Raw genomic sequence first — 26,550 nt, forward strand, 5'->3', positions numbered from 1 at the left:
TGGAAAACCAAAATTACTCCTGTTTAAATAGAAATCAAGGCGTTATTAAACGCATTATTTTGTTAGATGTTACTAATGCGGCTTATCACGAGCCCGGAGTCAATATCATGCATCCCCGTGTTATCGAGGTAACAGACCGTCTGATTGAGCGCAGTCGCGCCACCCGCGAACGCTACATGGCGATGATTGCGGCGGCGGCCAGTGACGGCCCGCAGCGTGGCAAGTTGCAATGCGCCAACTTCGCTCATGGTGTGGCCGGTTGCGGCGCGGAAGACAAGCAGTCGCTGCGCCTGATGAATGCCGCCAACGTGGCGATCATTTCGGCTTACAACGACATGCTCTCGGCGCATCAGCCGTACAAGGATTACCCCGAGCAGATTAAACAGGCGCTGCGCGATGTCGGCTCTGTCGGCCAGTTTGCCGGTGGCGTACCGGCGATGTGTGATGGCGTCACCCAGGGTGAGCCCGGCATGGAGCTGGGCATCGCCAGCCGCGAAGTGATTGCCATGTCGACGGCCGTGGCGCTGTCACACAACATGTTTGATGCCGCGCTGTATCTGGGTATTTGCGACAAGATCGTGCCGGGCCTGATGATGGGCGCGCTGCGTTTCGGTCATCTGCCAACCCTGTTCATTCCTGCTGGTCCGATGCCTTCGGGACTGTCGAACAAGGAAAAAGCCGACGTACGCCAGCGCTATGCCGAGGGCAAAGCCAGCCGTGATGAACTGCTCGAAGCTGAAATGAGTGCTTATCACAGCCCCGGCACCTGCACCTTTTACGGCACGGCCAACACCAATCAATTGTTGATGGAAGTGATGGGGCTGCACTTGCCCGGCGCCTCGTTCATTAACCCGAATACGCCGCTGCGTGATGCGCTGACGGTCGCTGCTACGCGGCAGATAACCCAACTGACCAAACAGGGCGGGCAGTTCACGCCGCTGGCCGAGATTGTTGATGAGCGCTGTCTGGTCAATGCCATTGTGGCCCTCAGCGCGACTGGCGGCTCGACCAATCACACCCTGCATTTACCGGCGATTGCCCGGGCAGCCGGCATACAACTGACATGGCAGGACATGGCCGACTTGTCGGCGGTGGTGCCGACGCTGGCGCATGTTTATCCCAATGGTAAATCCGATATCAATCACTTCCAGGCCGCAGGCGGCATGGCGTTTTTGATTGCTCAATTGCTTGATGCCGGCTTGCTGCATGACAACGTCAACACAGTTGCCGGGCACGGTTTGCGCCGCTATACCCAAGAGCCGTTCCTGCAGGACGGTGAACTGGTGTGGCGTGACGGGCCGGGCAAGAGTTACGACGAAAGCGTGCTGCGGCCGGTAGCTAACCCGTTCTCGCCTGAAGGCGGATTGCGGGTGATGGAGGGCAATCTCGGCCGTGGCGTGATGAAGGTCTCTGCGGTGGCGCTGGAGCATCAGGTTGTCGAGGCGCCTGCCAGGGTGTTTCAGGATCAACAAGCCCTGGCCGATGCGTTCAAGGCCGGTGAACTGGATTGCGACGTGGTCGCGGTGATGCGTTTTCAGGGCCCGCGCTCGAACGGCATGCCCGAGTTGCACAAGATGACGCCGTTTCTCGGCGTGCTGCAAGATCGCGGTTTCAAGGTGGCGCTGGTAACCGACGGGCGTATGTCCGGTGCGTCGGGCAAGATTCCGGCGGCCATTCATGTGTGTCCCGAAGCCTTTGATGGCGGCCCGCTGGCACGTGTGCGCGATGGCGACATTATCCGCCTCAACGGCCTGACCGGAGAGCTGAGCGTGTTGCTCAGCGATGGCGAATTGGCCGCTCGTGAAAATGCGCCGGGCCTGCTGGACAACGGCGTCGGTTGCGGCCGTGAGCTGTTCGCCTTTATGCGCCACTCATTCAGCACCGCCGAGCAGGGCGCCAGCGCCTTCACCCAGAGTCTGGAGTCGCTTAAGTGATAGTGGCAATTGTCGGCGACATTGGCGGCACGCATGCGCGTTTCGCCGTGTGGCGCGACAACGCCCTTGAGCAAATCGAGGTGCTGGCGACAGCGGATTACTCCAGCCCCGAGTCTGCGCTGGCGGTTTACCTTGAGCGAGCCGGTTTGTCTCTGGGTGCGGGCAGTGCCGTGTGCCTGGCTTGCGCCGGGCCGGTGAGTGATGGCGACTTTCAGTTCACCAATAACCACTGGCGAATCAACCGCAGCGCCTTTTGCCAGGCTCTGCACATCGAGCGGTTATTGCTGATTAATGACTTTGCCGCCACCGCGCTCGGCGTTACGTTGCTCGAGCCGAGTGAGCGGCTGGCGGTGCGCGCTGGTCATGCGCAGGCGGATCGCCCGGTTGTGGTAATGGGGCCGGGTACAGGCTTGGGCGCGGCGAATCTGTTGCCTAAAGGCGCAGGCGAGTGGCAGGCGTTGCCGGGTGAGGGCGGGCATGTCGACTTGCCGATTGGCAGTGAGTCCGAGGCTGAGCTTTGGTTGTTGCTGCACCGGCAACTCGGGGCTGTGCAGGCCGAAGATGTATTGAGCGGCGCGGGGTTGCTGGCTTTGTACGCGGCGGTGTGCCAGCGCAATGGTCAGCCGGCGCAACACGCAAATGCCGCGCAAATCTGTGCGGCGGCGTTGCAAGGTGAGCCGCTGGCAGCAGCGGCGCTGGAGCAGTTCTGCGTGTGGCTGGGCCGCGTGGCGGGAAACCATGTGTTGAGTTTGGGCGCGCGCGGTGGCGTGTACATCGTCGGTGGAATGGTGCCGAGATTTGCCGACTTCTTCTTGCGCAGCGGCTTTGCGGCCGCTTTCGCCGACAAAGGCGCGATGGGTGATTATCTGGCGGATGTTCCGGTTTGGCTGGTAACCGCGCCATACCCGGGCTTGTTGGGCGCGGGTGTGGCGTTGCAGCAGGCCGGTTAGTCGATGTCGCTGTCGACCGGATAGCGACTGTCGTTGAGGCTCTCCTTGATCTTGCGCAGGTGCGGCTGGAAATCCACGCCACGGCGCAGGGTTACGCCCGTCGCCAGCACATCAAGAACGGTCAGCTGGATGATGCGCGAGGTCATCGGCATGTAGATGTCGGTGTCTTCCGGCAGGGGAATGTCCACGCTCAGCGAGCTGGCTTTGGCCAGTGGTGAGCCGGCTGCGGTAAGCGCCAGCACCGATGCGCCGTTTTGACGGGCAATGCGTGCGACTTCGACCAGTTCGCGGGTGCGCCCGGTATAGGAAATAATCACGAACAACTCACCGGTGTGTGCGACCGACGCCAGCATGCGCTGCATCAGCACATCGGCGTGGGCGCTGACTGCCAGATTGAAGCGGAAGAATTTGTGTTGGGCGTCGAGTGCGACGGGCGCCGAGGCGCCGAGGCCGAAAAAGTGAATCTGCCGGGCCTGGATCATCATGTCCACTGCGCGGCTGATCAGCTGCGGATCAAGTGACTGGCAGGCGCTGTCGAGTGAGGCGATCGCACTGCCAAAAATCTTGCGGGTGTAGGCATCCGGCCCGTCACTGGCCTCGACTGCACGGCTGACATAAGCCGCGCCGCTGGCGAGGCTTTGAGCCAATTGCATTTTCAGTTCCGGATAGCCGTTAACTCCGAACGAGCGGCAGAAGCGATTGACTGTCGGTTCGCTGACCTCAGCGGTTTGCGCCAGCGCAGCTATGCTCAGGCGAGTGGCCTGCTGCGGGTTGCGCAAAATGACTTCGGCGACCTTGCGTTCCGCCTTGCTCAGCGTGTCGAGGCGGCCCTGGATTTGCTCCAGAAGATTACGCGCACGATCCATTTTTATTCCTTATTCGGTCGATAAAGTGCAGGGCTATCGTACTGGCGCCCATGCGTTGCGGCCACATCAACCTAGTGTAGCTGAGATATGTTGTTTTTATTACTACATTAGTCCTTGAAAAAATCAGTCGTAGCGGTTAAATCTAGGTTTCATTGTTAAAAGAACTAACATCATGCCTAGCATTACGGTTGACTGCTGCACCTTCGCGCTGTTTGGCGCGCTGGGTGACCTTGCGCTCCGCAAGCTGTATCCGGCGCTTTACCAGTTGGATCGGGCGGGGTTGCTTAACTGCGACACGCAGATTCTGGCGCTGGCCCGTGATGCCGGAGAGCCGCAGCATTACCTTGGGCTGATCAGTGATGCACTGCGCCAATATGTGCCGGTCAATGAACATGATGATGCGGTAATGGCACGGTTCGAGGCGCGCCTGCGCTATTTGCGCATGGACTTTCTGGTTGAGGACGATTACCGCGCCTTCGCCGATGCCACCCGTGATGCCCGCCAGGTGATTGCCTATTTCGCCACGCCTGCTGCTGTTTACGGCGGCATCTGCGCCAATCTGGCGCGCCTGGGTTTGGCCGGCATTACCCGCGTGGTGCTGGAGAAACCGATTGGCCATGACCTGCAATCATCACGCGCGGTCAACGACGCCGTGGCGCAATTTTTTGCCGAGACACAGGTTTACCGGATAGACCATTACCTCGGCAAAGAGACCGTGCAAAACCTGATTGCCCTGCGGTTTGCCAATAGCCTGTTCGAGACCCAGTGGAACCAGAATCATATCTCCCACGTGGAAATCACCGTGGCCGAGAAGGTGGGCATCGAAGGGCGCTGGGGTTACTTCGACAAGGCCGGGCAGTTGCGCGACATGATTCAGAATCACCTGCTGCAATTGCTTTGTCTGATCGCCATGGACCCGCCGAGCGACCTCTCGGCAGACAGCATTCGTGACGAGAAGGTCAAGGTGCTCAAAGCGCTCGAATCCATCAGCCCGGAACAGCTGAGCCAGCGCGTGGTGCGTGGCCAATACATTGGCGGAACCTCGGGCAACAAAGCCGTGCCTGGCTATCTGGAAGAAGACAACGCCAACGCGCACAGCAACACCGAAACCTTTGTTGCGCTGCGCGCAGATATTCGCAACTGGCGTTGGTCGGGCGTGCCGTTCTACTTGCGCACCGGTAAGCGCATGCAGGAAAAGCTTTCGCAAATTGTCATCCATTTCAAAGAGCCGCCGCATTACATCTTTGCGCCAGAACAGCGTGCACTGATCAGCAACCGGCTGATCATTCGCTTGCAACCGGATGAAGGTATCTCGCTGCAAGTGATGACCAAGGATCAAGGACTGGATAAGGGCATGCAGTTGCGCAGCGGGCCTCTGCAGCTGAGTTTTTCCGACACTTATCCCAGTGCGCGGATACCGGATGCGTACGAGCGCTTACTGCTTGAAGTGATGCGCGGCAACCAGAATCTGTTTGTTCGCAAAGACGAAATTGAACATGCCTGGCAATGGTGTGATCAGTTGGTCGCCGGCTGGAACAAGCTCGGTGATACACCCAAACCTTATGCAGCAGGAACTTGGGGGCCAATGGCTTCGATTAATCTGATAGCCCGAGACGGGAGGTCCTGGTATGGCGATCTCTGAGCTGGCGTTGCCTGAAGGCGTGATTGCTCATTGTTTGAAAAAGCCTCAGCAAATGGCAACTTCGCTGGCGCACAACGTCGCCGATGTGTTGCGCCAGGCTATTGTGGCGCGTGGCGTGGCAACGCTGGTGGTGTCTGGCGGGCGCAGCCCGATTGCCTTCTTTGAAGCATTGGCGACACAGCCGCTGGATTGGGCCAAGGTCGTTATCAGTCTGGCGGATGAGCGTTGGGTGCCGGTCACCCATCCGGACAGCAACGAAGGCCTGCTGCGCAAGCATCTGCTTCAAGGTGCATGCGCGGCGGCGCGTTTTGTCGGGCTCTATCATGGCGGGGCCACGTTACAGGCGGCTGCAAAGTTGGCTGATGAGGCGCTGGCGTACTTGCCGCCGATTGATGTGCTGGTGCTGGGCATGGGCGATGACGGCCATTGTGCGTCGCTGTTTGCCGGTAATCCTCAGCTCGATGAAGCCCTGCTGCCAGGCAACACCACGCGCTGCGTGCCGATGCTGGCGCCGGGTGTGCCGCATCAGCGCATCAGCATGACCTATGCGTTGCTGGCATCTGCCGATGTGCAGTTCCTCGCGGTGCAGGGGGCCAGCAAACTCGACACCTTGCAACAGGTCGTCAGTGACCTTGACGCTACTTCTGCCATGCCCGTGCGCGCTTTCATGCGGCCACCACTGCAAATTTACTGGAGCCCGCAGGGCTAAGGATTCGCCTCCATGTCTATGACCGAACAACAGTTGCAGCGGCACATGGCTGAAAAGACTGCCCGGCTTGATCAGATCTGCGCGCAGGCGCGGATCATGCCGGTGATCACGATTGCCCGTGAAGCCGATATTCTGCCGCTGGCCGATGCCTTGGCCGCAGGTGGTTTGACGGTTCTGGAAGTGACGCTGCGCTCCGAACACGGCCTGGCCGCTATCGAGTTGCTGCGCAAGCAGCGCCCGGAGTTGTGTGTTGGCGCCGGCACGGTGCTGGACGCCGCCACCTTCAGTGCCGCTGAGCAGGCGGGCGCGCAATTTATCGTCACGCCGGGCTCGACTGAAGAGGTGCTCAAGTTCGCGATGCACAGCGCCGTGCCATTGCTGCCAGGCATCGCCACGGCCTCTGAATTGATGCTTGGCTACGGCCTTGGCTATCGGCGCTTCAAGCTATTCCCGGCGGAGGTATGCGGCGGCGTGGCGGCGCTCAAGTCGTTGGGCGGGCCTTTCGCCGCCGCGCGGTTTTGCCCGACAGGGGGGGTGAGCCCGGCCAATGTTCGCAGCTATATCGAGCAGCCAAATGTCATGTGTGTGGGCGGAACCTGGATGTTGAATAAAGAGTGGATAGCGCAGGGCGACTGGGCTCAGGTCAGCCAAAGCAGCGCCGAGGCGTTACGCTTGCTCGACTAGCGAAGTGCAAAGCCGCTTTGCAAGTTCGCTGGTTGATTGCAACGGTTTGTTACAGATGCGCCAGCTTTGATTGAGCCGCGTCTCGCAGTAGTGGCATAGTGTTGGCCAGCTGTATCTCACTCATGGAGGATTTATATGCGCTTGATCGTTGCGATGTTGTTACCACTCGTTATGGTTGGTTGTTCATCTGTTCCCGCCGAGAAGGTCAAGCCTATTGCTGAAGATCGCTTCCTCGCGTTTCAGGAGCCGGGGGAGAACACCGGTGAGCTGGTGGTCAATCGGGATTACGGTTTCATGGGCGGTGGCTGCTACATTGCCGTCAAGGTCGATCGCAGCGTCGCCGCGCGCATTGCCGTAGGCGAATCCGCACGGTTCAACGTCTCACCCGGCAATCACATCCTCGGCATCGCCATTGACGAGCAGGGCGAGTTCCTCTGCAACAACGGCCGTCTTGAGCGCGAACTCAAGGTGCGGGTCGAGAAAGGCCAGTCTCAGGAGTTTCGCATCGTCAGTGAAAACAAAGGCGGGTTCGATATCCGCAAGGTAGAAGTTCAGGCAGAAGCTGAGGCGCCCTGATCGCCAACACTCTGGCCATCTATCTAAAAAACACCCGTGCACTCGCCGGGTGTTTTTTTATGACTAGAATTTTATCCTTGGCTATCAACTCTTCAGTTGCTTTGTGTCATGAGCGGCCCGTGCTGTTGGTAGCACTATCGAATACCCGGATGGAGTTTGATTATGCGCTTTATGGTTATGGTCAAGGCGAGCCCTGAAACCGAGGCGGGCATCATGCCCACTCGCGAGCTTCTCACCGAAATGGGTCGGTATAACGAGGCGTTGGTCGAGGCCGGTGTGCTGGTCTCGGGTGAGGGATTGAAAGCCAGCCGGCATGGTGCCCGTGTGCGTTTCAGTGGTGCTTCCCGTGAGGTGGTTCATGGGCCATTCGGCTCGCCAAATGATCTGGTCGCGGGCTTCTGGATTTTCCGCGTCGACTCATTGGATGAGGCGATCGAATGGGTCAAGCGCTGCCCAAACCCGATGATCAGTGACAGTGACATCGAAATTCGCCAGATCCTTGAAGACGATGATTTCGGCGCGGCTTTCGATGATCCCTTGCGTGAGCAGGAAGCCCAGTTGCGTGCGCGACTGGCAGATTAGGTGAGCGCCTTAATTGGCGGGAGTCGATCATGAAAATAAATCCCTACCTGATGTTTGATGGCCAGGCAGAAGCGGCGTTTCAGTTGTATGCCAAGGTCCTCAAGGGCGAAATCCAGGCGCTGATGCGCTACCGCGAAAACCCTGAATGTGCAGAGATGCCCGAGCCGTTTCTGGATCGGGTGATGCATGTCTGCCTTGAGGTTGATGGCCAGCTGCTAATGGCGTCGGATACCGCGTCGGCAGAGCCATTTTCTGGCATGAAAGGCTGCTCGATCACGCTCAATGTCGTGAGCATTAGCGAGGCGCAGCGGGTATTTGATGCGTTGTCTGAACAGGGCACGGTGGAAATGCCGCTGGCGCAAACGTTCTGGGCAGTGCGCTTCGGGTCGCTGGTCGATCGCTTCGGTGTTTCCTGGCTGATCAACTGCGAAAAAGATAACGCCTGATTCGCGTCGGGGCTAACCACATGATTGCCGTGCAGCCCGCTTGAGCAGGCTACACGGCAATTTGGCGGGTCTTACGAGGCCATGCCGATACGCGCCAGTTCGGCGTCTACCGGCTGCTGCGGCTCATCGGCAACCGCTGCGAGGAACTCGTCACCCCAGCGACGAATGTCGTTGTAGCTGACGATATCGAACAGCTCGCGCAGGCGCGCCTGAGCTTCTGTCTTGGGCAGGTTGAGCGCCCAGTAACAGGTTTGTGCCAAATCCTTCGGGTCGTGCGGGTTGGTCAGCAGCGCGCCCTTGAGTTCGGCGGCCGCACCGGCAAACTCCGACAGCACCAACACGCCGCAACCGCCCAGCAAGCCCTGCGCTGCGACAAACTCCTTGGCGACCAGATTCAGCCCGTCGCGCAGTGGGGTAATCCACATCACGTCGGCCATGGCGTACCAGGCGCTGACTTCCTCGAACGGCAAGCTGCGGAAGAAGAACTGCAAAGGGGTCCAGCCGATGCGCGCAAAACGTCCGTTGATTCGGCCGACGGCTTGCTCGATCTGGGACTGCAACTCATCGTAAATTGTCATTTCCTTGGCTGCCGGCACGCACACCGTGACCAGCGTCACCTTGCCGAGCAGCTCAGGGTTCTCGTCGAGCATGCGCTCATAAGCCTGGAGCTTTTCCAGAATGCCTTTGGTGTAATCGAGGCGCTCAACCGAGAGGATCAGCTTCACACCCACCAACTCTTCGCGCAGACGATCCATCATTTCACGAATTTTCGGGCTTTCGAGTGCTGTACGTACCCGGTCAATATCCAGGCCCACCGGATGCGCGCCAAGCTTGACGGTGCGGCTGCCGGTGTCCACGGCAGTGGTCATGCGCTCAAGGCCCACGGCGCAACCGTAGGTGATGAAGCGCGGCGCACAATTTTGCCGGCTGACGGTCTGCAGCGGCGTTACACCGCGCGCCACATCAACGAAGTTTTCGACCTGACGCGGAATGTGGAAGCCGATGTAATCACACTGAAGCAGGCTGCCAATGATTTCGCGGCGCCATGGAAGCACGTTGAATACATCTGCTGACGGGAAGTAGGTGTGGTGGAAGAAGGCGATGCGCAGGTCGGGGCGCAACTCACGCAAGTAGCCGGGCACCATCCACAAGTTGTAGTCGTGCAGCCATACGGTGGCGCCTTCTGCGGCTTCCAGTGCCGTGCGCTCGGCGAAAGCACGGTTGACCTTGAGGAACACTTCCCAGTCCTCTTCGCGGAACTGTGCGCGCTCCCAGAAGGTGTGCAGCGTCGGCCAGAAGGCTTCCTTGGAGAAGCGCTTGTAGAAGATGTCGACCTCTTCCTTGGTCAGCGCCACACGCGCCGCTTTGAGCTTTGGGTAACGCTCGGCGTCTACCGTGGTGTGGGTCTCAAAGGCGTCTGCTTCATCGCCTTCATGGATGGCCCACGCCACCCAGGAGCCGGGACGACCATCGCCAAAGAAACTCAGCAGGGTCGGGATAATACCGTTAGGTGATGTCGGTCGACGGCGCTGTAACTTGCCATCGGCGCCGCGGTATTCCTCATAAGGCAGGCGGTGATAAACCATGACCATTTCGGCTTTGCCCGGCTGCGCGGCCTGACGGCGCTCGGCGGCAATACCGTGTTCGCCAAGGAAACCGAAGTGGGCAAACGCTTGCAGAATGCCGCCGCAACCGCTGCGGTTGGCGTGCAACGTGCGTGAGTGGTGCGCGGTTGATTCGAGCAGGGCTGATTCGGACTGGCCAACACACACACCCTTGAAACGGGTGCTGAGCATGCTCAGGTCGTTGAGCGTATCGCCAGCGGCGAGTACCTGGTCGTCTTCCAGCTCCAGCCAGTCGGCAAGTGCCTCAAGGCTGGTGCCTTTGTTGACGCCCTTGGGCAGGAAGTCGAGATAGCGTTCGGCGGAGTAGAGCAGGTCGCAACCGAGCTTCTCGGCCACTTCGATCAAGGCTGGATTCGACGCCTCTTCCGGGCTGCAGAAATACGAGCAGCGACGCACTTGCGGAACATCCTGACGCTCCAGTGCAAAGCCTTCCACGGCGCTGGCGACCTGACTTTCGCCGGGCCAGAGCGCGTCGATGTTGTTCTGCAGCGGTTGCACCGGTTGCAATGAATCACCGTAAACGATGCTGCCGCCCACATCGGCGATGATGTAGTCGGGCATTGGCAGTGTTGGGTCTGCCAGCAGCGGCAGCACCGCTTCAAGGCTGCGGCCGGTGACGTAAGCCAGTTTGATTTCCGGGTGAGCGGCAATGGTCTGGTAAAGACTTAGACGATCTTCGGGATCGCCAGCGAGAAAGGTTCCATCAAGATCGGTAGCAAGTAGCATGCGCTGTCTCCCTGTCCAGTAAGTGGTGCAGTGACGCGCCGACAATGGCCGACGAGCTAAGTGCTATCGATTCATGTACAGCAGCCGCGCAGGCTGGCGACAGATTCGATAGGCACTGCATTAGGCAGCTGACCATAAGGTGGCTGCCTTGTTGTTATGCAGGCGGGCGTAGCGCCGCGCCTACGGGTGTTGAGGGGCTGGCCCCTCGGATTCGGTTGGCTCATCTTCAGCGGGCGCGTCAGGCATGAGCTCGAGCACGGTGTGACTGGTGCGCAGCATGGGCACAAAGTGCGCCTGATCACCGCTGACCAGTTCACTGACACGACGCAGTCGGTAAAAGGTATAGACGCCAAGCAGGCCAAGGACCACAGCAAAATACAGTGGCAGGGCATGCGCGCCCAAATGCTCCATCAGCACGCCGACCAATAGCGGGCCGCATACCGAGCCAATACCGTTGACCATGAGCAGGCTGCTTGAGCCGGCAAGAATCTCATCACTGTGCAACTGGTCGATCAGCTTGGCTACCGCAATTGGATAGATGGCAAAGGTCAAGCCGCCCCAAATGAAGAACAGGCCCATCAATAGTGGCCCGGCAGTGACCAGGCTCATTGCAAGTGAAATGACCACAGACAACGCCACGATCCAGAACATCACCAGACGTCGGTCATGCTTGTCGGAGTAGCGGCCAATGGGCAGCTGGAGCAAGGCGCCGCCGAGAATCGTGGCACTCATCAGCAAACCGACGCCGCGGGCATCGAAGCCGCTGAGGCTGGCATAAATCGGTGCCATGCCCCAGAACGCGCCCAGCGCCAGTCCGGACAAGCCCGCTGCGGCAATCGACAGCGGCGCAATGCGGGCGATCTCGCGCAGGTTGGTGTGCAGGGTTTCCGGTACGGTCGGCTGCGATTGGCGGGTCATGGTGATTGGCATCAACGCCGCAATAATCAAAATGGCCGACAACGAGAACAGTACAAATTCGGTCGGGGCGGCTAAGCCTAATAATTGCTGGGCCGCGGCCAGCGCGCCGAGGTTGACCGCCATGTAGATGGCAAACACCAGACCGCGTTTTTCGTTGCTGACTTTAGCGTTGAGCCAGCTTTCGATGATCATGTACAGACTGACCAGCGCCAGACCGTACAGCACCCGCAATGCAAGCCACACCCAAGGGTTGATGATGATGACGTGAACCAGAACGGAGATCGCAGCGAGGGCGGCGCACAGGGCAAACGCACGAATGTGCCCGACGCGCCTGACCAGCGGAATCGCCAGCCAGGTACCGAGAAGGAAACCGACAAAGTACCCGGACATGATCAGTCCGAGCATTCCGGTGGAGTAGCCTTCGGCCACACCACGCAGCGTCAGTAATGTATTGAGCAGACCATTGCCGAGCAGGAGTAATGCAACCCCACTCAGCAGTGAACTGATTGGGGCAATTAGGGACCACATGGCGAACTACCCTAGGGAACTCTGTGCGTGATAGCAAGCACGAAGCGCGCCAATAGTAATTTATTGTTACTGCTAACTATCTGATTTATATATGTTTTTACCGACATAAATAAATCGATTAATTTTTTATGGCGGCAAAATGCACCAGCGTGGGGCGCAATTGTGTTATCGCGCATCGATCTCCAGAGGTTTCAGTGCCGTTTCATTTTGCAGTGGCGCCGCGTTAAAACGCTGCACGAATGCATTCAGCTCCTGACGGTCGCGTGGGTTGAGCAATTGCGCATCGGCGGTGTCGAGAACACTCTTGGCGTAATCAATAATTTCGTTCTGGTAGCGGGTTTGCGGGCAGGCATACAGCATGTTTTTAAGGGCTTGCAGCAACGTTGTAAGCACGCCCGGATCTGCGCCCCCGTATGTGCGAATAGAGCCCAAAACCAATTGCAGTAATTGCGCGACTGTAAGCTCGCGGATGTAGAGGCGGGGCGGTTCGTCATCCAGCTCAGCTACATCGAAGTCCGGCAACTGCAAGCGTTGAGTGAACAGCACGCTGAGCAGGTCAATGGCCTTGATCGCAGTGCCCGGATCGTTGATGCCGGGGCTCAGCGCCTTGACCGCAATTTCAGAGATTTGCTTGCAGCCGAAAAAGTAATGAATGCTTGCGTACTCCTCGATAAAGAAGTCGAAGCAGTCGAGCAACTGCTGGCAGATTTCTTCGTTGCCTGGTCGATTGGTCTTGAATAGCGGGTGGCCAGTGCTGACAAAGAAACCGTGATGGACCAGCACAGTCATTTGCAGGTCGTTTTCCTTGAGTATTTGATTGGCGGCGGCGACATTCAGCGCTTTGAAATAGCCACTGCGTTGTGATCGGGTCTGTGCCCAGTTTTGGTCGTTGGGCCATTCAGGTGAAGTTTCCAGTGCCTGTATCTTTTTGATCCGGCCCTGGAGTTTGCAGTGGGTGGTGGTGAATAGATTACTGAGGATGTGCTCGACTTGAATCGACTGCGAAATCGAGCGAATGAAGTGCACGAACAAGCCCAGGCAGCCAATGCCCAGACCCAGTGAAATCAGCACGCCGAGGCTGGGTACTTTGTCGCTGCCGTTAAGTTCGATGGTGGTAATCAGCAGCAGGGAATAAAGAATGGTGCCGAGGTAGACGCCGAGGGTCTTTTGATGGCTCTTGCTGCTCACCAAACCGGGAATTACCCGGGGCGAAAGCGCTGCGGCGGCGTTGTTGAGTACCACCATGACCATCGAGAAGCTGAACACCATCAGCGACAGAATGCCGCCAACCAAGGTGCCGAGAATCAGCCGTGCGTTGTCGGCATTTCGCACCAGGCCGATGTCGATTTTTTGCTTGATGCTCATCAGCCACGACTGATATTCAATCGACATGGTCAGTATGCAGAGCAACAAAAAGCCCAGGGCGATTACCGTCGGGTAAAACGCCAGGCTATGAATGGTGCGTTGGTAAAGCCGAAACAGAATGTTGGAAGGGCTGGCCACTGTGAGTCGCGCTCATGTGAAAACGAATAGGCCAACTATAGCGAAGTACGCCGCGATGAGCCGAACCTTGCGCGGGTTAATCTGCCCGGCTCTGCGCTAAACACCGCACAAAGCCGGGCACTTAACTGATTTGACCGGTCAAACCTTGCAGACGTCGGCAATCGCTTGCGCCAGTTGATCGACCCGCCGAGCGTCGATTCCAGCCGCATTGGCGCGGCCTGAACCGACCATGTAGACGCTGTGACGTTCGCGCAGGCGCTCGACCTGCTCGCGCGTCAAACCGGTGTACGAGAACATCCCACGCTGGTGTGCGATATGGCCAAAACGCTCGGCCAGATCATAAGGCTTCAAGGCATCGACCAGTGCGCAGCGCAAACTGGCAATGCGCTGACGCATGCCTTCAAGCTCATCGGTCCAGAGTTTACGTAGCGCCTCATCGTCGAGAATGGTGGCGACCACGGCGGCGCCATGTGCCGGCGGTGTCGACCACAGGTTGCGGGCGATGAAGGCCAGTTGGCTGCGCACATCGGTCAGCTTGCTGCTCGAATGGGCGCACACAATCAGCGCACCGGTGCGTTCGCGGTAAAGGCCAAAGTTCTTTGAGCAGGAACTGGTAATCAGCACCTCGGGCAGTGCCTCGCAGAACAGTCTCACCGACCAGGCATCGGCTTCGAGTCCGTCGCCAAAGCCCTGATAGGCGATGTCGATCAACGGCAGTAAATCGCGCGCTTTAACTAACTCCAGCACCTGAAGCCAATCGGCCTGGCTGAGGTCGAAGCCCGTCGGGTTGTGGCAGCAGGCATGCAGCAGCACCACATCGCCACGCGGCACGTGGCTCAATGCAGCCAGCATGGCGTCGACATTAAGGCGGTTGTCCGCGTCGACATAGGGGTAATGATTAACCGCTAGCCCGGCGCTGGCGAAAATGCTCTCGTGAATTGGCCACGTTGGATCACTCAGCCAGATTCCACGCCCCGGCAAGCACTGCTTGATAAAGTCAGCTGCCAGGCGCAAGGCACCGGTGCCACCCGGCGTTTGCGTGGCCGCAACACGTTCATCGGCGAGTACCGGCGACTGATCGCCAAGCACCAGCCGGGTCACGTGCGCGCAGAACAACGCATCGCCATGGCCGCCGATGTAACCCTTGGTGGTTTCAGTTTCGACCAGGCGCTGCTCGGCCAGCTTAACGGCGCTGGGGATCGGGGTTTGACCGTTGGCGTCACGGTAAACGCCAACGCCCAGATCCAATTTGGCAGGGTTGCTGTCGAGCTGATAGGCCTCCATCAGGCTCAGAATCGGGTCACCCGGTACGCGCAGGATCGGTGAAAAATGTTTCACTTGCGCCCCTCGGCCGTGCTCGCAACCTCGTCGGTGCGTGCGGCCATGATGAAGTCGTTACGGTGCAGGCCTTTGATCGAATGGCTCCACCAGGTCACGGTTACTTTGCCCCATTCGGTGAGCAGGCCCGGGTGGTGGCCTTCGGCTTCGGAGATTTCGCCTACGGCGTTAGTGAAGGCCAGCGCGTGTTTGAAGTTCTTGAACAGGTACACCTTCTCCAGTTGCATGATCGAGTCACGCACCTCGATGTTCCAGTCTGGAATCAGTTTCAGCAGTTCCGGTAGTTCGGCGTCGGACACTTGCGGTGCGCCGGCGCTGCAGGCTTCACAATGGGCTTGGGTCAGGGCGTTCATGGGTTTCTCCAAAAAAGTGTTGGGCAGCGATCTGGCTGCCTCGTTCAAGGTGTACCAAAGTGCTTAATCGAAAGGCGCCGTTGTCAGGCCGCTTTCGGTGGAAATTTGGGGCTGTGCAGGCCCAGTTGCATCGCTGTTTTAACCATTGCCATGATGTCCTCGTGGGCCAGATCGAACAGGCGCTTGAGGTTGGGCAGGGCGAAATACAGCGGCTGCAGAATGTCGATACGGTAAGGCGTACGCATCGCCTCCAGCGGATCGAAAGCCTGATGCTCAGGCGCATCAGACAAGCAGTAAACGGTTTCTTTGGGTGACGAGAGAATGCCGCCGCCATAGATGCGTCGTCCCTGGCTGGTGTCTACCAGGCCAAACTCAATAGTCATCCAGTATAGGCGGGCCAGATAAACCCGCTCTTCTTTGCTCGCCTGCAAACCCAGCTTGCCATAAGTGTGGGTGAATTCTGCAAACCACGGGTTGGTCAGCAACGGGCAGTGGCCGAACACTTCATGAAAGATGTCCGGCTCTTGCAGGTAGTCGAGTTCTTCGGGGGTGCGGATAAACGTTGCGACCGGAAACTGCTTGCTGGCGAGCAACTCAAAGAAGGTCTGGAAGGGAATAAGCGCAGGCACGCGGGCCACGCTCCAGCCGGTAGTGGCCTGCAGGGTTTTGTTCACTTCAGCCAATTGCGGAATGCGCTCGGTCGGCAGTTTCAGCCGCTCGATGCCATCGAAGTATTCCTCGCACGCGCGCCCTTCGATCACAGCCATCTGGCGGGTAATCAGGGTATTCCATACCTGATGCTCAGCTTCGCTGTAGTCAATAAACCCGTTCTCGTCGGGCTGCCGAGCCACGTATTGCGTGCTCTTCATGCTTGCTGCCTCCTGCTGGGGCTTTGTTGTTGTGTAGCTATAGGGATACCGCAGGTTGCAGGTGCTTGCAGCTAGCGTTACAGGCGCCTGATTGGCGCAATGAGTGGAAATTTGTAAAGAAATAGTTACGGTATTGGCTGAGGCGCGCGATGCCTTCTTGTGTGAAGGCTAAGCTGTCACATATTCTTGACGAAAATTCTGTCGCAGCCCGCGATTTTTAGTGGCTGTGGCGCATAATAAGACTGTGTAGAGCGCCTTCATGCGAATCAAAGTTCACTGCCAAAATCGAATTGGCATCCTGCGTGACATTCTCAATCTGCTGGTCGAGTACGGCATCAACGTCGCGCGCGGCGAGGTGGGCGGGGAGCAGGGCAATGCCATCTACCTGCATTGCCCTAATCTGATAAACCTGCAGTTTCAGTCCATGCGCCCGAAGTTCGAGGCCATCGGCGGCGTGTTCGGCGTTAAACGTGTGGGCCTGATGCCCAGCGAACGCCGCCATCTCGAACTCAATGCATTGCTCGCCGCGCTGGAGTTTCCGGTGTTGTCTATCGACATGGGCGGCTCCATCGTCGCGGCGAATCGTGCGGCGGCGCAATTGCTCGGTGTGCGCGTGGATGAAGTGCCGGGTATTCCGTTGTCGCGCTATGCCGAAGACTTCGATCTGCCTGAGTTGGTACGGGCCAATAAGTCGCGTATCAATGGCCTGCGGGTCAAGGTCAAAGGCGATGTATTCCTCGCCGATATCGCTCCGCTGCAATCCGAGCATGATGAAAGTGAGGCGCTGGCGGGCGCGGTGTTGACCCTGCATCGGGCTGACCGGGTCGGTGAGCGCATTTACAACGTGCGCAAGCAAGAGCTGCGCGGCTTTGACAGCATTTTCCAAAGCTCGAAAGTCATGGCGGCGGTGGTGCGTGAGGCGCGGCGGATGGCCCCGTTGGATGCGCCGCTATTGATAGAAGGCGAAACCGGTACCGGCAAGGAGCTTTTGGCGCGTGCTTGTCACGTTGCCAGCCCGCGTGGCCAGTCGCCGTTTATGGCGCTCAACTGTGCCGGCTTGCCTGAGTCGATGGCTGAAACCGAGTTGTTTGGTTACGGGCCGGGAGCGTTTGAAGGGGCGCGCCCGGAGGGCAAGTTGGGCCTGCTGGAACTGACCGCAGGCGGCACATTGTTCCTCGATGGTGTCGGTGAAATGAGCCCGCGCCTGCAGGCCAAGTTACTGCGTTTTTTGCAGGATGGCTGCTTTCGCCGAGTCGGCAGTGATGAGGAGGTTTACCTGGATGTGCGGGTGATTTGTGCAACTCAGGTCGACTTGTCCGAGTTGTGCGCCAAGGGCGAGTTTCGTCAGGATCTGTATCATCGGCTCAACGTACTCAGTTTGCACATTCCGCCGTTGCGCGAGTGCCTGGACGGGCTGGTGCCGTTGGTTGAGCACTTTCTCGATCAGGCCAGCCGGCAGATCGGTTGCGCACTGCCTGTGATCGAAGCTCAGGCGCTGGAGCGTCTCAAGCATTACCACTGGCCGGGCAATGTGCGGCAGTTGGAGAACGTGTTGTTTCAGGCCGTATCGCTGTGTGATGGCGCTTCGGTCAAGGCCACGCACATACGTTTACCCGACTACGGCGCGCCGCAGCCGATGGGTGATTTCTCACTTGAAGGTGCGCTGGACGATATCGTCGGACGCTTCGAGAAAGCCGTACTTGAACGCCTGTTCGACGAACACCCGAGCAGTCGTCAACTGGGCAAGCGCTTGGGCGTTTCGCACACCACCATCGCCAACAAGTTACGTGCCTACAACATTGGTAAAGATGCTCAGCCCTGAAAGCGCAGTAGTCGGAGTAGCGCACACGGTGTATGCGGGCTGAGCTAAAACTGCGGCAGTAGCGTCACGCCATATTGGCGCACGCTACTGCCGATGCGTGATGTCAGAGCGAATTAAGGGCGACCCTGTGGCTTGGGCATGTTCTGCAGTTCATCAAGCGAGAGAACGCCGTCTTTGTTGCTGTCCACATCGCTGAAGTGCTCGGCCAGCGGGCCCTTGACCTCTGACTGCGACAGCTTGCCGTCACCGTTGGCGTCCATCCGCTCAATCATCGTGGCAGGGTCTGGACGGCCGCCTCCTTTGTGCTTGGGGCCTGAGCAGCCAGCCACCAGAACGGTCGCAGCGATTGCAAACAGAACAGCCAAAGTAGTGCGTTTCATGAGGTTTCCTAAGTGCGTGAATGAGGAAACAGAGTGTGCCAGCGGCGGCGCGCATTGGCTGTCAGGGCAGGGTAAATATCTGTAAAGAAGGTGTAAATGCCCGCGCTAGAGCCATTTCTGCGTTGAATTCGTGCGCGATGTTGACGAACGACCACCTCGTTGTAAGACCTTGGTGTAATAGTCAGCCCGGACTGTGCGCCGCACACTCGGCCTACCAGATCTTGCGTGGTCCGGTTGTTGAGTCTGTTTACTGCGAGGTGAGCAGATCATGCGTTTATTCCACTCCCATTTTGGGAGCTCCCAAGCGGTCCTTTGGATCGCTTTTTTTTGCCTGGGATTTCACCCGGCAGACTCAGCCGTTTGCCCGCTATTGATCTGATTGAAGTGCCGCAGTCTCCGGGCGCAATGTTGCGACCAGGGCTCTCACGCTGCCCGGTAAGGCTTCGAGATCGCGTACCAGAATACTCCGCTCACGGATGGCCCATGGCTCGTCCAATTCAATGGTTTCGATTTGCATGGTGCGGCTGTGACGCTGCGCGGCGGACTCCGGGATGATGCCGATACCAACACCGGCTTCTACCATGCGGCAAATCGCCTCGAAGCTGGACACTTGTATTCGCAGTGACAATTTCTTGCCGAGCGTTTCGACCTGCTCACGCAGAAAGCTCAGCAGCGTGCTGCCTTCACGCAAGCCAATGTGCTGATACTCCAGCGTATCGTTGAGGGTGATATTTTTACGGCCCGCCAGCGGATGCTGCTTAGGAACCGCCAGTAGCAGTCGGTCGGTGCTGAAGTGCAATACCTGCAGGCCACTGGCAGCTACCGGTCCGGCAATGATGCCCATGTCGGTCGAGCCATCAAGCACGCCGCGCACAATATCGCGGCTGAGCCTTTCCTGCAGATCAATGGTGACGCCTGGTCGCTCTGCCAAAAAGCCTGCGAGGATTTCGGGCAAAAACTCCGTTACCGCGGTTGTGTTGGCGAATATTCGAATATGCCCTGCCGAGTCGGTGCCGTAATCGGCGAACTCAGTTTTCAGATAGTCGACTTGCCGCATGATAAGGCGAGCATGCTGCAGTAACCGCTGACCGGCGGGAGTCAGCTCCACACCACGGCTGTCGCGATACAGCAGACGGCTGCCGAGTTGTGCCTCCAGGGCTTTTATTCGGGCACTGGCAGCGGCTGGCGAGAGGAATGCACGGCGGGCACCCTGCGTCAGGCTGGGCGACTCAGCAATATGAATAAACAAGCGCAGGTCGGGTAAATCGAAGTGCATGGAGGCCTCTGGCGATAGTTGCTTTGAGGGGAATTCATCTGGCTATGGCGTTCATCATAGCCGAACGCTGCTTCATTAAAATGCAAATTCACAGTACGCCGTCCAGCTTGCATGCTTGAGCTACATCAAGAACGCAGCTGGATATAACTCATGACTGACGCCTCACTATCTGCCTGGATCGGCCGCACCGAAGAGGTTCACGATCAATTAAGCCGCAATCTGGTTATGCGCATCGCAGCAACTCTGGGTGAGCCGACGCCTGCTCACGGTGAGCCATTGCCGCCACTGTGGCATTGGGCATTTTTTCAGGAGCCGGTTGCAGAGGAAGGCTTAGGCGCGGACGGGCACCCGGCCCGAGGTGGGTTTTTACCGCCTGCCGAGAATCGCAATCGCATGTGGGCAGGCGGACGGATCGACTTCCGTAAGCCTTTGCGCGTGGGGCTTGAAGCCAGCCGCGTCTCGACCATCACCCACATCGAAGAGAAGCACGGCAGCACCGGTGCACTGCTGTTTGTCACGGTTCAGCATGACTGCTTGCAAGAGGGTGAGCTGATGATTCGTGAAGAACAGGACATCGTCTATCGCGAGCCAAACCCGGCAAAAACCGCGAGCAGCCAACCCCTTATTGCAGGTCAGTGGCGGGAAGTCGTTACGCCAACACCCACCCTGTTATTTCGCTACAGCGCCGTGACATTCAATGGCCACCGCATTCATTACGACTGGCCCTATGTCACCGAGACGGAAGGTTATGCCGGGCTGGTGGTGCATGGCCCGCTGATCGCAACCCTGACTTTGCGCGCATTTTGCCGGGCCAACCCTGATGTGCAATTGCGCCACTTCTCTTATCGAGGCTTACGGCCTTTAGTCGCACCGCAAGCGTTTGAGGTGGGCGGGCATATCTCTGCTGCCGGCACCGCTCAACTGTGGGCCGGCAACGAGTCGGGTTTAGCCCAGCGCAGCGAAGTTCACTTTGATTGATAACTCTGGCCAATACGAGATACCGATGATGAATCCTAATAATAACCCTGAATTCAATGCCATCCGTGAAGGTGTACAAGCCTTGTGCGCCGAATTTGATGCTGCGTACTGGCGCAAGGTTGATGAAGAAAAAGGCTTCCCCGAGGCCTTCGTTAAAGCACTGACGGATGCCGGTTGGTTAGCGGCAATGATTCCAACCGAATATGGCGGCTCAGGGTTGGGTTTAGCAGAAGCGTCGATCATCCTCGAAGAAGTAAACCGCTGCGGGGGCAACTCAGGCACGGTTCACGGGCAGATGTACAACATGTTCACCTTGCTGCGTCATGGTAGCGAGGAGCAGAAAAGCTTCTATCTGCCGAAAATTGCGGCGGGCGAACTGCGCCTGCAATCGATGGCCGTCACCGAACCCACCACGGGCACCGACACCACCAAGATTAAAACCACTGCGGTTAAGCAGGGCGACAAGTATGTGATCAACGGCCAGAAGGTCTGGATCTCGCGTGTGCAGCACTCAGATCTGATGATCTTACTGGCGCGCACCACTGCGCTTGCCGAGGTTAAGCGCAAGTCGGAAGGCATGTCGATTTTCCTGGTAGACCTGCGTGAGGCGATTGGCAACGGTCTGACAGTTCAGCCGATAGCCAACATGGTTAACCATGAAACCAACGAGCTGTTCTTTGACAATCTGGAGTTGCCGGCAAGCAGCTTGATCGGGGAAGAGGGCAAGGGCTTCAAGTACATCCTTGATGGCTTGAATGCTGAGCGCACATTGATCGCTGCCGAATGTATCGGGGATGGCCGTTGGTTTATCGAAAAGGCCAGCCAATATGCCCGTGAACGCGAGGTGTTTGGGCGGCCAATCGGCCAGAACCAAGGTGTGCAGTTCCCGATCGCTGAGGCCCATATTGAAGTTGAAGCGGCGGATCTGATGCGCTGGCGCGCTTGCGAGGAATATGACTCAGGCATCAATGCCGGCGCCAGCGCCAATATGGCGAAATATCTTGCGGCCAAGGCATCCTGGGAAGCCGCCAACGCCTGTATGCAAACCCACGGCGGGTTTGGTTTCGCCTGTGAATACGACATTGAACGCAAGTTCCGCGAGACTCGCTTGTACCAGGTTGCGCCGATCTCAACCAACTTGATTCTGTCGTACGTGTCCGAGCACTTGCTCGACTTGCCGCGTTCATTCTGAGGCCCGGACCATGACTCACACTGAGCAGCTTGCCGGGTTCCTGGCTGATTTGCGTTATGAGCACTTGAGCGATGCCGTGGTGTCGCGCACCCAGGAGTTATTTCTGGACTGGTTGGGTTCGGCGCTTGCCAGTCAGGGCAGTCACCCGATTCCGTTGTTTGAGCGCTACGCCGAACTTATGGGGCCGGCAGCCGGTCCGGCCAAAATCATCGTTAATGGCCGCTCTACAAGCGCTTATTTCGCGGCCTTGGTCAACGGCGCGTCTTCGCATTTGGTCGAGCAAGATGATCTGCACAACAGCTCGGTATTGCACCCGGCAACGGTGGTGTTTCCGGCCGCTTTGGCCGCCGCACAAGACCTGGGTTGCACAGGGCGCGAGTTGTTGCTGGCAGCCGTCGCAGGGTATGAAGCGGGAATTCGCATTGGCGAGTTTCTTGGGCGTTCGCACTACCGGGTTTTCCACACCACGGCCACCGTCGGGACGTTCGCAGCCGCTGTGGCGGTCGGTAAATTGCGTAATTTTGATGCGGCGCAATTTATTAACGTACTGGGCTCGGCTGGCACGCAGGCGGCTGGATTGTGGGAGTTCTTGCGTGACGCCGCCGACTCCAAACAACTGCATACCGCCAAGGCCGCAGCGGATGGATTGCTGGCAGCCTACCTAACTGCCGATGGTCTGACCGGAGCACGCAATATCCTTGAGGGCGAGCAGGGCATGGCTGCCGGCATGTCGAGTGATGCTCAACCGCAAAAATTGTCCGATCGACTCGGCAGCCGCTGGGCGCTGCTTGAAACGTCGTTCAAGTTCCACGCCTCCTGCCGCCACACCCATCCGGCAGCCGATGCATTGCTGGGACTGATGCAGCGCGAAGGGCTCAGCCACGAGCACATCGAACGCGTCACCACCCATGTGCATCAGGGCGCCATTGATGTGCTGGGGCGCGTAGATGTGCCGCAGAGCGTGCATCAGGCCAAGTTCTCGATGGGCACCGTGCTGGGTTTGATTGCCGTGCACGGTAAGGCCGGGCTGCCTGAGTTTGAGCAGTTCGCGCTGGATGATCCGCGTGTAGCGCGTTTTCGCGACAAGGTGCAGATGCAGCTGGATGCGCAGGTAGACGCTGCCTATCCGCAGCGCTGGCTGGGCCGGGTTGAGGTGCTCACAGTCGATGGCCGCCGGTTGCAAGGCGCTATTGATGAGCCCAAGGGTGATCCTGGCAATACCTTGTCTCGCCCTGAGCTGGAAGAAAAGTTCCGGAGCCTGTTGGCGTTCTCGGGCGCGCTTGAGGGTGCACCAGTTGATGCGTTGATTTCACAGGTGTGGCAACTGCATCAGCGCCCTGAGGTGCACAGCCTTATCTAACCGGATGACGGCGACTGCGCTTCTCTGGCGCTCGCCAACTGACATGAGAGTTATGCAATGAATACATCGAATAATGCGCCACGTCCGTTAGACGGCATCACCGTTGTCAGCCTTGAGCATGCGATCGCCGCCCCGTTTTGTACGCGTCAATTGGCGGATCTGGGGGCTCGGGTAATCAAGGTCGAGCGCCCGCAAACCGGCGATTTTGCGCGCAACTACGACGAGCGCGTAGGTGGCCTGGCCTCGCATTTTGTGTGGACCAATCGCTCCAAAGAAAGCCTGACCCTGGACCTGAAACAACAGCGTGCGAGCGAGGTGCTCGAGGCGTTACTGGCCACGGCTGATGTGCTGGTACAGAACCTCGCGCCAGGCGCTGCGGCGCGTATGGGCTTGTCGTTCGAGGCGTTGCATGAGCGGTTTCCGCAGTTGATCGTGTGTGACATTTCAGGTTATGGCGAAGGCGGCCCGTATGAGCAAAAGAAAGCCTACGACCTGCTGATTCAGAGCGAGGGCGGTTTTCTTTCTGTAACCGGGGATGCGGGCGAAGAGCAGATGGCCAAGGCCGGCTGTTCGATTGCCGACATTGCGGCCGGTATGTATGCCTATACCGGTGTGCTGTCGGCGCTGATGCTGCGCGGCAAAACCGGGGTTGGCAGCCGGGTGGATGTGTCGATGTTAGAAAGCCTGGTCGAGTGGATGGGCTATCCCATGTATTACGCCTACGAAGGCGCTGCGCCGCCGCCACGTGCCGGTGCCGCGCACTCAACCATTTACCCGTATGGACCTTTTCCCGCGGGCGATGGCGGCACTGTGATGCTGGGTTTGCAGAACGAACGTGAGTGGCGGGCGTTTTGCGACAAGGTGCTGTTGCAACCCGAACTGGCGGACGACGCACGATTTTCAGCGAACTTTAAGCGCTCCGAGAACCGCGCTGAATTGCGCGCAATCATTGTTGCAAGCTTCGCGGCACTCAGCGCTGAGCAAGTGATTGAGCGGCTCGACAGCGCGCAAATTGCCAATGCCCACGTCAACGACATGGCTGGTGTCTGGCAGCACCCGCAACTCAAGGCCCGGGAGCGCTGGACTCAGGTGGAAAGCCCCGCTGGCCTGTTGCCAGCCTTGCTCCCGCCCGGCCGCAACAACGCCTTCTCGCCACGTATGGATGGCGTGCCAGGGCTCGGCCAACACACCGACAGCGTGCTTGCAGAGCTGGGCCTGAACCCGGCCGCCATTAAACAACTGCGTGAGCAGGGTGCGGTTTGACCTGCGCTTGAGCGATAGAAAGGATAGAAAACCATGAGCCTTCGTACTGTTCGCACAGCCTTATTTGTACCCGCTTCGCGTCCGGAGCGTATTCCCAAAGCGCTTGCGGTTGGCGCTGACGCGGTAATTGTCGACCTTGAAGATGCGGTAGAGGAAAGTCTAAAGGAGCAAGCGCGGGAAAACCTGAGTGCGTTTTTGAGCAGCCAGCCTGATGCACGAGTTCTGGTGCGTATCAATGCGCCGAACCATTGCGCTCATGCGGCGGATATAGCCCTTTGCGCACGGCATGATGGCGTCATCGGTGTGCTGCTGCCCAAGGTTGAAAGCGCAGACCAAGTTGCTCGTGTGCAAGCGTGCAATAAACCAGTCTGGCCGATTATTGAAAGCGCTGCAGGCTTATACGCACTGCCCGAAATCGCCCGTGCACACGGCGTTGAGCGCTTGTCGTTTGGCGGCCTGGATTTGGGACTCGACTTGGGTTTGGACTCTGCAACTGCCGCCGGAGGCAGAATTCTTGATCAGGCGCGATATGCGATTTTATTGCACTCACGCCTTGCGCAGTTGGCGCCACCGCTGGATACCGTGTTTCCGGCCATTAATGACCAAGCAGGCTTGGCTCGCGTTGCTCGGGACGCCAGCGATATGGGCTTTGGTGGCGTGCTGTGCATTCACCCCACGCAAGTGGCGGTAGTGCACCAAGCACTCATGCCGGATGCCGATGCGCTGGCTTGGGCGCAGCGCGTCATGAGTGGCGCAGAGCAGGGCGCGGGTGTGTTTGTGGTCGATGGCCAGATGGTCGATGCACCTGTTCTGGGTCATGCCAGGCGGTTGCTTGAGCGCGCCGGTATCAAAATCTAACCCCTGAAAATTTATCGGGCCCAAGCGTTGCTGGCTTGGGTTCTGTCTCAGCGACTAATCGTATTCGGCGACTGAGACAACGGTTTCTTCCATGACAAAAATAAGAGGCAAGACCATGTATAAATTTCCTGCTAAGGCGCTGCTATGCGTTGTTTCATTGTCGGCATCGGTCGTCATGTCTGGGCTTGCTCAGGCGGCTGACCCGATCATTATCAAATTCTCGCATGTCGTGGCGGACAGTACGCCAAAGGGTCAGGGCGCTTTGCTGTTCAAAAAGCTGGTGGAAGAGCGCCTGCCGGGCAAAGTCCAGGTTCAGGTTTATCCAAACTCGTCCTTGTACGGCGACGGTAAAGAGATGGAGGCGCTCTTATTGGGCGATGTGCAAATGCTGGCGCCATCTCTGGCCAAATTCGAGCAGTACTCCAAGCCCATTCAAATTTTTGATTTACCCTTTCTGTTCGACAACCTGGCTGCCGCCGATCGCTTTCAAAGCAGCCCGGAAGGTAAAGGCCTGCTGAAGTCGATGGAAAGCAAGAACATTACCGGTTTGGCCTATTGGCACAACGGCACCAAGCAACTCTCGGCCAACAAACCGCTGCGTGTGCCCGGTGATGCACGCGGGCTGAAGTTCCGCGTGCAAGCATCCGCTGTGCTTGAAGAGCAGTTCAAGGCGGTTAGAGCCAACCCACGCAAGATGAGTTTTGCCGAGGTCTATCAAGGCCTGCAAACCGGTGTAGTCAACGGCACTGAAAACACCTGGTCCAACTACACCAGTCAGAAGGTCAACGAAGTACAGAAATACATGACCGAGTCGGATCACGGTCTTATCGATTACATGGTGATCACCAACACCAAATTCTGGAACGATTTGCCTGCTGATATTCGTACCCAGCTCGATGAAATCATGGGGGAAGTGACCGTAGCGGTGAACAAACAAGCCAGTGATTTGAATGAGCGCGCCAAGCAGGAAATTATCGACTCTGGCACCACTGAGGTCATCACCCTGACGCCTGAGCAACGGGCTGAATGGCGAGTGGCGATGAAGCCGGTGTGGCAGAAGTTCGAAGGCCAGATTGGTGCCGACTTGATTCAAGCGGCTGAGGCTTCAAACGGGCAGTAAGGATTTCGCCCAAACATGAAAAAGGCTGGCAGATCACCTCTGCCAGCCTTTT

The 26,550-nt window shown here is 58.1% G+C and carries 24 protein-coding genes; 15 read left to right on the forward strand and 9 right to left on the reverse strand.

The window, feature by feature from the left end:
• Positions 1-107 precede the first annotated feature (107 nt).
• Both edd and FEZ62_RS04390 read left to right on the forward strand, forming a co-directional pair.
• On the forward strand, positions 108-1,934 hold the full coding sequence (gene edd, locus FEZ62_RS04385) for a phosphogluconate dehydratase (protein WP_172926927.1): 1,827 nt from the start codon (positions 108-110) through the stop codon (positions 1,932-1,934).
• On the forward strand, positions 1,931-2,884 hold the full coding sequence (locus FEZ62_RS04390; RefSeq protein WP_172926928.1) for a glucokinase: 954 nt from the start codon (positions 1,931-1,933) through the stop codon (positions 2,882-2,884). Before edd ends, FEZ62_RS04390 begins: the two co-directional genes overlap by 4 nt.
• Here the strand turns inward: FEZ62_RS04390 and FEZ62_RS04395 are convergent.
• Positions 2,881-3,750, reverse strand: coding sequence for a MurR/RpiR family transcriptional regulator (locus FEZ62_RS04395; RefSeq protein ID WP_069900448.1), 870 nt, complete (start codon positions 3,748-3,750; stop codon positions 2,881-2,883). The two genes, FEZ62_RS04390 and FEZ62_RS04395, sit on opposite strands and share 4 nt — an antisense overlap.
• Before the next feature lie 172 nt (positions 3,751-3,922).
• Between FEZ62_RS04395 and zwf the strand changes: the two genes are divergently transcribed.
• From zwf to FEZ62_RS04425, 6 genes are all read left to right on the forward strand, one after another.
• The gene (gene zwf / locus FEZ62_RS04400) at positions 3,923-5,392 is read left to right on the forward strand and encodes a glucose-6-phosphate dehydrogenase (RefSeq protein ID WP_172926929.1); all 1,470 of its coding nucleotides are present in this window, start codon (positions 3,923-3,925) and stop codon (positions 5,390-5,392) included.
• Positions 5,379-6,101 carry a 6-phosphogluconolactonase gene (gene pgl / locus FEZ62_RS04405; RefSeq protein ID WP_172926930.1) on the forward strand — a complete coding sequence of 241 codons (723 nt, stop codon included), beginning with the start codon at positions 5,379-5,381 and terminating at the stop codon, positions 6,099-6,101. Before zwf ends, pgl begins: the two co-directional genes overlap by 14 nt.
• 12 nt (positions 6,102-6,113) lie before the next feature.
• On the forward strand, positions 6,114-6,785 hold the full coding sequence (locus tag FEZ62_RS04410) for a bifunctional 4-hydroxy-2-oxoglutarate aldolase/2-dehydro-3-deoxy-phosphogluconate aldolase (RefSeq protein WP_242454879.1): 672 nt from the start codon (positions 6,114-6,116) through the stop codon (positions 6,783-6,785).
• A gap of 135 nt (positions 6,786-6,920) precedes the next feature.
• On the forward strand, positions 6,921-7,361 hold the full coding sequence (locus FEZ62_RS04415) for a 3-isopropylmalate dehydratase (protein WP_069900444.1): 441 nt from the start codon (positions 6,921-6,923) through the stop codon (positions 7,359-7,361).
• Between the two features lie 162 nt (positions 7,362-7,523).
• Positions 7,524-7,943 carry a YciI family protein gene (locus FEZ62_RS04420; protein ID WP_090515300.1) on the forward strand — a complete coding sequence of 140 codons (420 nt, stop codon included), beginning with the start codon at positions 7,524-7,526 and terminating at the stop codon, positions 7,941-7,943.
• 29 nt (positions 7,944-7,972) lie between these two features.
• Positions 7,973-8,389, forward strand: coding sequence for a VOC family protein (locus FEZ62_RS04425; RefSeq protein WP_172926931.1), 417 nt, complete (start codon positions 7,973-7,975; stop codon positions 8,387-8,389).
• Positions 8,390-8,460: 71 nt separating this feature from the next.
• On the opposite strand, the gene ggpS is transcribed toward FEZ62_RS04425, so the two are convergent.
• From ggpS to phhA, 6 genes are all read right to left on the reverse strand, one after another.
• Positions 8,461-10,740, reverse strand: a complete 2,280-nt coding sequence (ggpS, locus tag FEZ62_RS04430) for a glucosylglycerol-phosphate synthase (protein ID WP_090515296.1) — start codon at positions 10,738-10,740, stop codon at positions 8,461-8,463.
• A gap of 180 nt (positions 10,741-10,920) precedes the next feature.
• Positions 10,921-12,186 carry an MFS transporter gene (locus tag FEZ62_RS04435; protein ID WP_172926932.1) on the reverse strand — a complete coding sequence of 422 codons (1,266 nt, stop codon included), beginning with the start codon at positions 12,184-12,186 and terminating at the stop codon, positions 10,921-10,923.
• Between the two features lie 165 nt (positions 12,187-12,351).
• Entirely contained in the window at positions 12,352-13,689 is a 1,338-nt protein-coding gene (locus tag FEZ62_RS04440; protein ID WP_172926933.1) for a DUF2254 family protein, read from the reverse strand.
• A gap of 138 nt (positions 13,690-13,827) precedes the next feature.
• Positions 13,828-15,027 carry an aromatic amino acid transaminase gene (locus FEZ62_RS04445; protein WP_172926934.1) on the reverse strand — a complete coding sequence of 400 codons (1,200 nt, stop codon included), beginning with the start codon at positions 15,025-15,027 and terminating at the stop codon, positions 13,828-13,830.
• Positions 15,024-15,380, reverse strand: coding sequence for a 4a-hydroxytetrahydrobiopterin dehydratase (locus FEZ62_RS04450; protein WP_069900437.1), 357 nt, complete (start codon positions 15,378-15,380; stop codon positions 15,024-15,026). The genes FEZ62_RS04445 and FEZ62_RS04450 overlap by 4 nt, the downstream gene beginning before the upstream one ends.
• A gap of 83 nt (positions 15,381-15,463) precedes the next feature.
• Entirely contained in the window at positions 15,464-16,249 is a 786-nt protein-coding gene (phhA, locus tag FEZ62_RS04455) for a phenylalanine 4-monooxygenase (protein WP_069900436.1), read from the reverse strand.
• A gap of 259 nt (positions 16,250-16,508) precedes the next feature.
• Here phhA and FEZ62_RS04460 point away from each other — a divergent pair, with 259 nt between their 5' ends.
• Complete coding sequence (locus FEZ62_RS04460; RefSeq protein WP_090515287.1) at positions 16,509-18,071, forward strand: sigma-54-dependent transcriptional regulator; 1,563 nt, start codon at positions 16,509-16,511, stop codon at positions 18,069-18,071.
• 113 nt (positions 18,072-18,184) lie between these two features.
• On the opposite strand, the gene FEZ62_RS04465 is transcribed toward FEZ62_RS04460, so the two are convergent.
• Together FEZ62_RS04465 and FEZ62_RS04470 are read right to left on the reverse strand one after the other, a co-directional pair.
• The gene (locus FEZ62_RS04465; RefSeq protein WP_150549693.1) at positions 18,185-18,451 is read right to left on the reverse strand and encodes an EF-hand domain-containing protein; all 267 of its coding nucleotides are present in this window, start codon (positions 18,449-18,451) and stop codon (positions 18,185-18,187) included.
• Positions 18,452-18,818: 367 nt separating this feature from the next.
• Positions 18,819-19,727, reverse strand: coding sequence for a LysR family transcriptional regulator (locus FEZ62_RS04470; protein WP_069900433.1), 909 nt, complete (start codon positions 19,725-19,727; stop codon positions 18,819-18,821).
• A gap of 150 nt (positions 19,728-19,877) precedes the next feature.
• Here FEZ62_RS04470 and FEZ62_RS04475 point away from each other — a divergent pair, with 150 nt between their 5' ends.
• From FEZ62_RS04475 to FEZ62_RS04500, 6 genes are all read left to right on the forward strand, one after another.
• Complete coding sequence (locus tag FEZ62_RS04475; RefSeq protein WP_172926935.1) at positions 19,878-20,705, forward strand: MaoC family dehydratase N-terminal domain-containing protein; 828 nt, start codon at positions 19,878-19,880, stop codon at positions 20,703-20,705.
• A 28-nt stretch (positions 20,706-20,733) separates the two neighbouring features.
• A complete protein-coding gene (locus tag FEZ62_RS04480; RefSeq protein ID WP_172927081.1) occupies positions 20,734-21,897 on the forward strand; it encodes an acyl-CoA dehydrogenase family protein in 1,164 nt (387 codons plus the stop codon).
• Between the two features lie 10 nt (positions 21,898-21,907).
• A complete protein-coding gene (locus tag FEZ62_RS04485; protein ID WP_172926936.1) occupies positions 21,908-23,257 on the forward strand; it encodes an MmgE/PrpD family protein in 1,350 nt (449 codons plus the stop codon).
• Positions 23,258-23,314: 57 nt separating this feature from the next.
• Complete coding sequence (locus tag FEZ62_RS04490) at positions 23,315-24,520, forward strand: CaiB/BaiF CoA-transferase family protein (protein WP_172926937.1); 1,206 nt, start codon at positions 23,315-23,317, stop codon at positions 24,518-24,520.
• 33 nt (positions 24,521-24,553) lie between these two features.
• Positions 24,554-25,378, forward strand: coding sequence for a CoA ester lyase (locus FEZ62_RS04495; protein ID WP_172926938.1), 825 nt, complete (start codon positions 24,554-24,556; stop codon positions 25,376-25,378).
• A 115-nt stretch (positions 25,379-25,493) separates the two neighbouring features.
• Positions 25,494-26,498 carry a TRAP transporter substrate-binding protein gene (locus tag FEZ62_RS04500; protein ID WP_172926939.1) on the forward strand — a complete coding sequence of 335 codons (1,005 nt, stop codon included), beginning with the start codon at positions 25,494-25,496 and terminating at the stop codon, positions 26,496-26,498.
• Positions 26,499-26,550 lie beyond the last annotated feature (52 nt).

Origin of the sequence: Pseudomonas sp. MS19 (assembly GCF_013277615.1) — a bacterium.
Classification (GTDB): Bacteria; Pseudomonadota; Gammaproteobacteria; order Pseudomonadales; family Pseudomonadaceae; genus Aquipseudomonas; species Aquipseudomonas marincola.

Coding starts and splice junctions, on each gene's coding strand:
- pgl (WP_172926930.1), top strand. CDS start 5,379: ATGGCGATCTCTGAGCTGGCGTTGCCTGAAGGCGTGATTGCTCATTGT.
- FEZ62_RS04450 (WP_069900437.1), bottom strand. CDS start 15,380: ATGAACGCCCTGACCCAAGCCCATTGTGAAGCCTGCAGCGCCGGCGCA.
- FEZ62_RS04410 (WP_242454879.1), top strand. CDS start 6,114: ATGTCTATGACCGAACAACAGTTGCAGCGGCACATGGCTGAAAAGACT.
- FEZ62_RS04490 (WP_172926937.1), top strand. CDS start 23,315: ATGAATACATCGAATAATGCGCCACGTCCGTTAGACGGCATCACCGTT.
- FEZ62_RS04435 (WP_172926932.1), bottom strand. CDS start 12,186: ATGTGGTCCCTAATTGCCCCAATCAGTTCACTGCTGAGTGGGGTTGCA.
- FEZ62_RS04415 (WP_069900444.1), top strand. CDS start 6,921: ATGCGCTTGATCGTTGCGATGTTGTTACCACTCGTTATGGTTGGTTGT.
- ggpS (WP_090515296.1), bottom strand. CDS start 10,740: ATGCTACTTGCTACCGATCTTGATGGAACCTTTCTCGCTGGCGATCCC.
- FEZ62_RS04460 (WP_090515287.1), top strand. CDS start 16,509: ATGCGAATCAAAGTTCACTGCCAAAATCGAATTGGCATCCTGCGTGAC.
- FEZ62_RS04500 (WP_172926939.1), top strand. CDS start 25,494: ATGTATAAATTTCCTGCTAAGGCGCTGCTATGCGTTGTTTCATTGTCG.
- zwf (WP_172926929.1), top strand. CDS start 3,923: ATGCCTAGCATTACGGTTGACTGCTGCACCTTCGCGCTGTTTGGCGCG.
- FEZ62_RS04465 (WP_150549693.1), bottom strand. CDS start 18,451: ATGAAACGCACTACTTTGGCTGTTCTGTTTGCAATCGCTGCGACCGTT.
- FEZ62_RS04395 (WP_069900448.1), bottom strand. CDS start 3,750: ATGGATCGTGCGCGTAATCTTCTGGAGCAAATCCAGGGCCGCCTCGAC.
- edd (WP_172926927.1), top strand. CDS start 108: ATGCATCCCCGTGTTATCGAGGTAACAGACCGTCTGATTGAGCGCAGT.
- FEZ62_RS04495 (WP_172926938.1), top strand. CDS start 24,554: ATGAGCCTTCGTACTGTTCGCACAGCCTTATTTGTACCCGCTTCGCGT.
- FEZ62_RS04425 (WP_172926931.1), top strand. CDS start 7,973: ATGAAAATAAATCCCTACCTGATGTTTGATGGCCAGGCAGAAGCGGCG.
- FEZ62_RS04480 (WP_172927081.1), top strand. CDS start 20,734: ATGAATCCTAATAATAACCCTGAATTCAATGCCATCCGTGAAGGTGTA.
- phhA (WP_069900436.1), bottom strand. CDS start 16,249: ATGAAGAGCACGCAATACGTGGCTCGGCAGCCCGACGAGAACGGGTTT.
- FEZ62_RS04470 (WP_069900433.1), bottom strand. CDS start 19,727: ATGCACTTCGATTTACCCGACCTGCGCTTGTTTATTCATATTGCTGAG.
- FEZ62_RS04485 (WP_172926936.1), top strand. CDS start 21,908: ATGACTCACACTGAGCAGCTTGCCGGGTTCCTGGCTGATTTGCGTTAT.
- FEZ62_RS04420 (WP_090515300.1), top strand. CDS start 7,524: ATGCGCTTTATGGTTATGGTCAAGGCGAGCCCTGAAACCGAGGCGGGC.
- FEZ62_RS04475 (WP_172926935.1), top strand. CDS start 19,878: ATGACTGACGCCTCACTATCTGCCTGGATCGGCCGCACCGAAGAGGTT.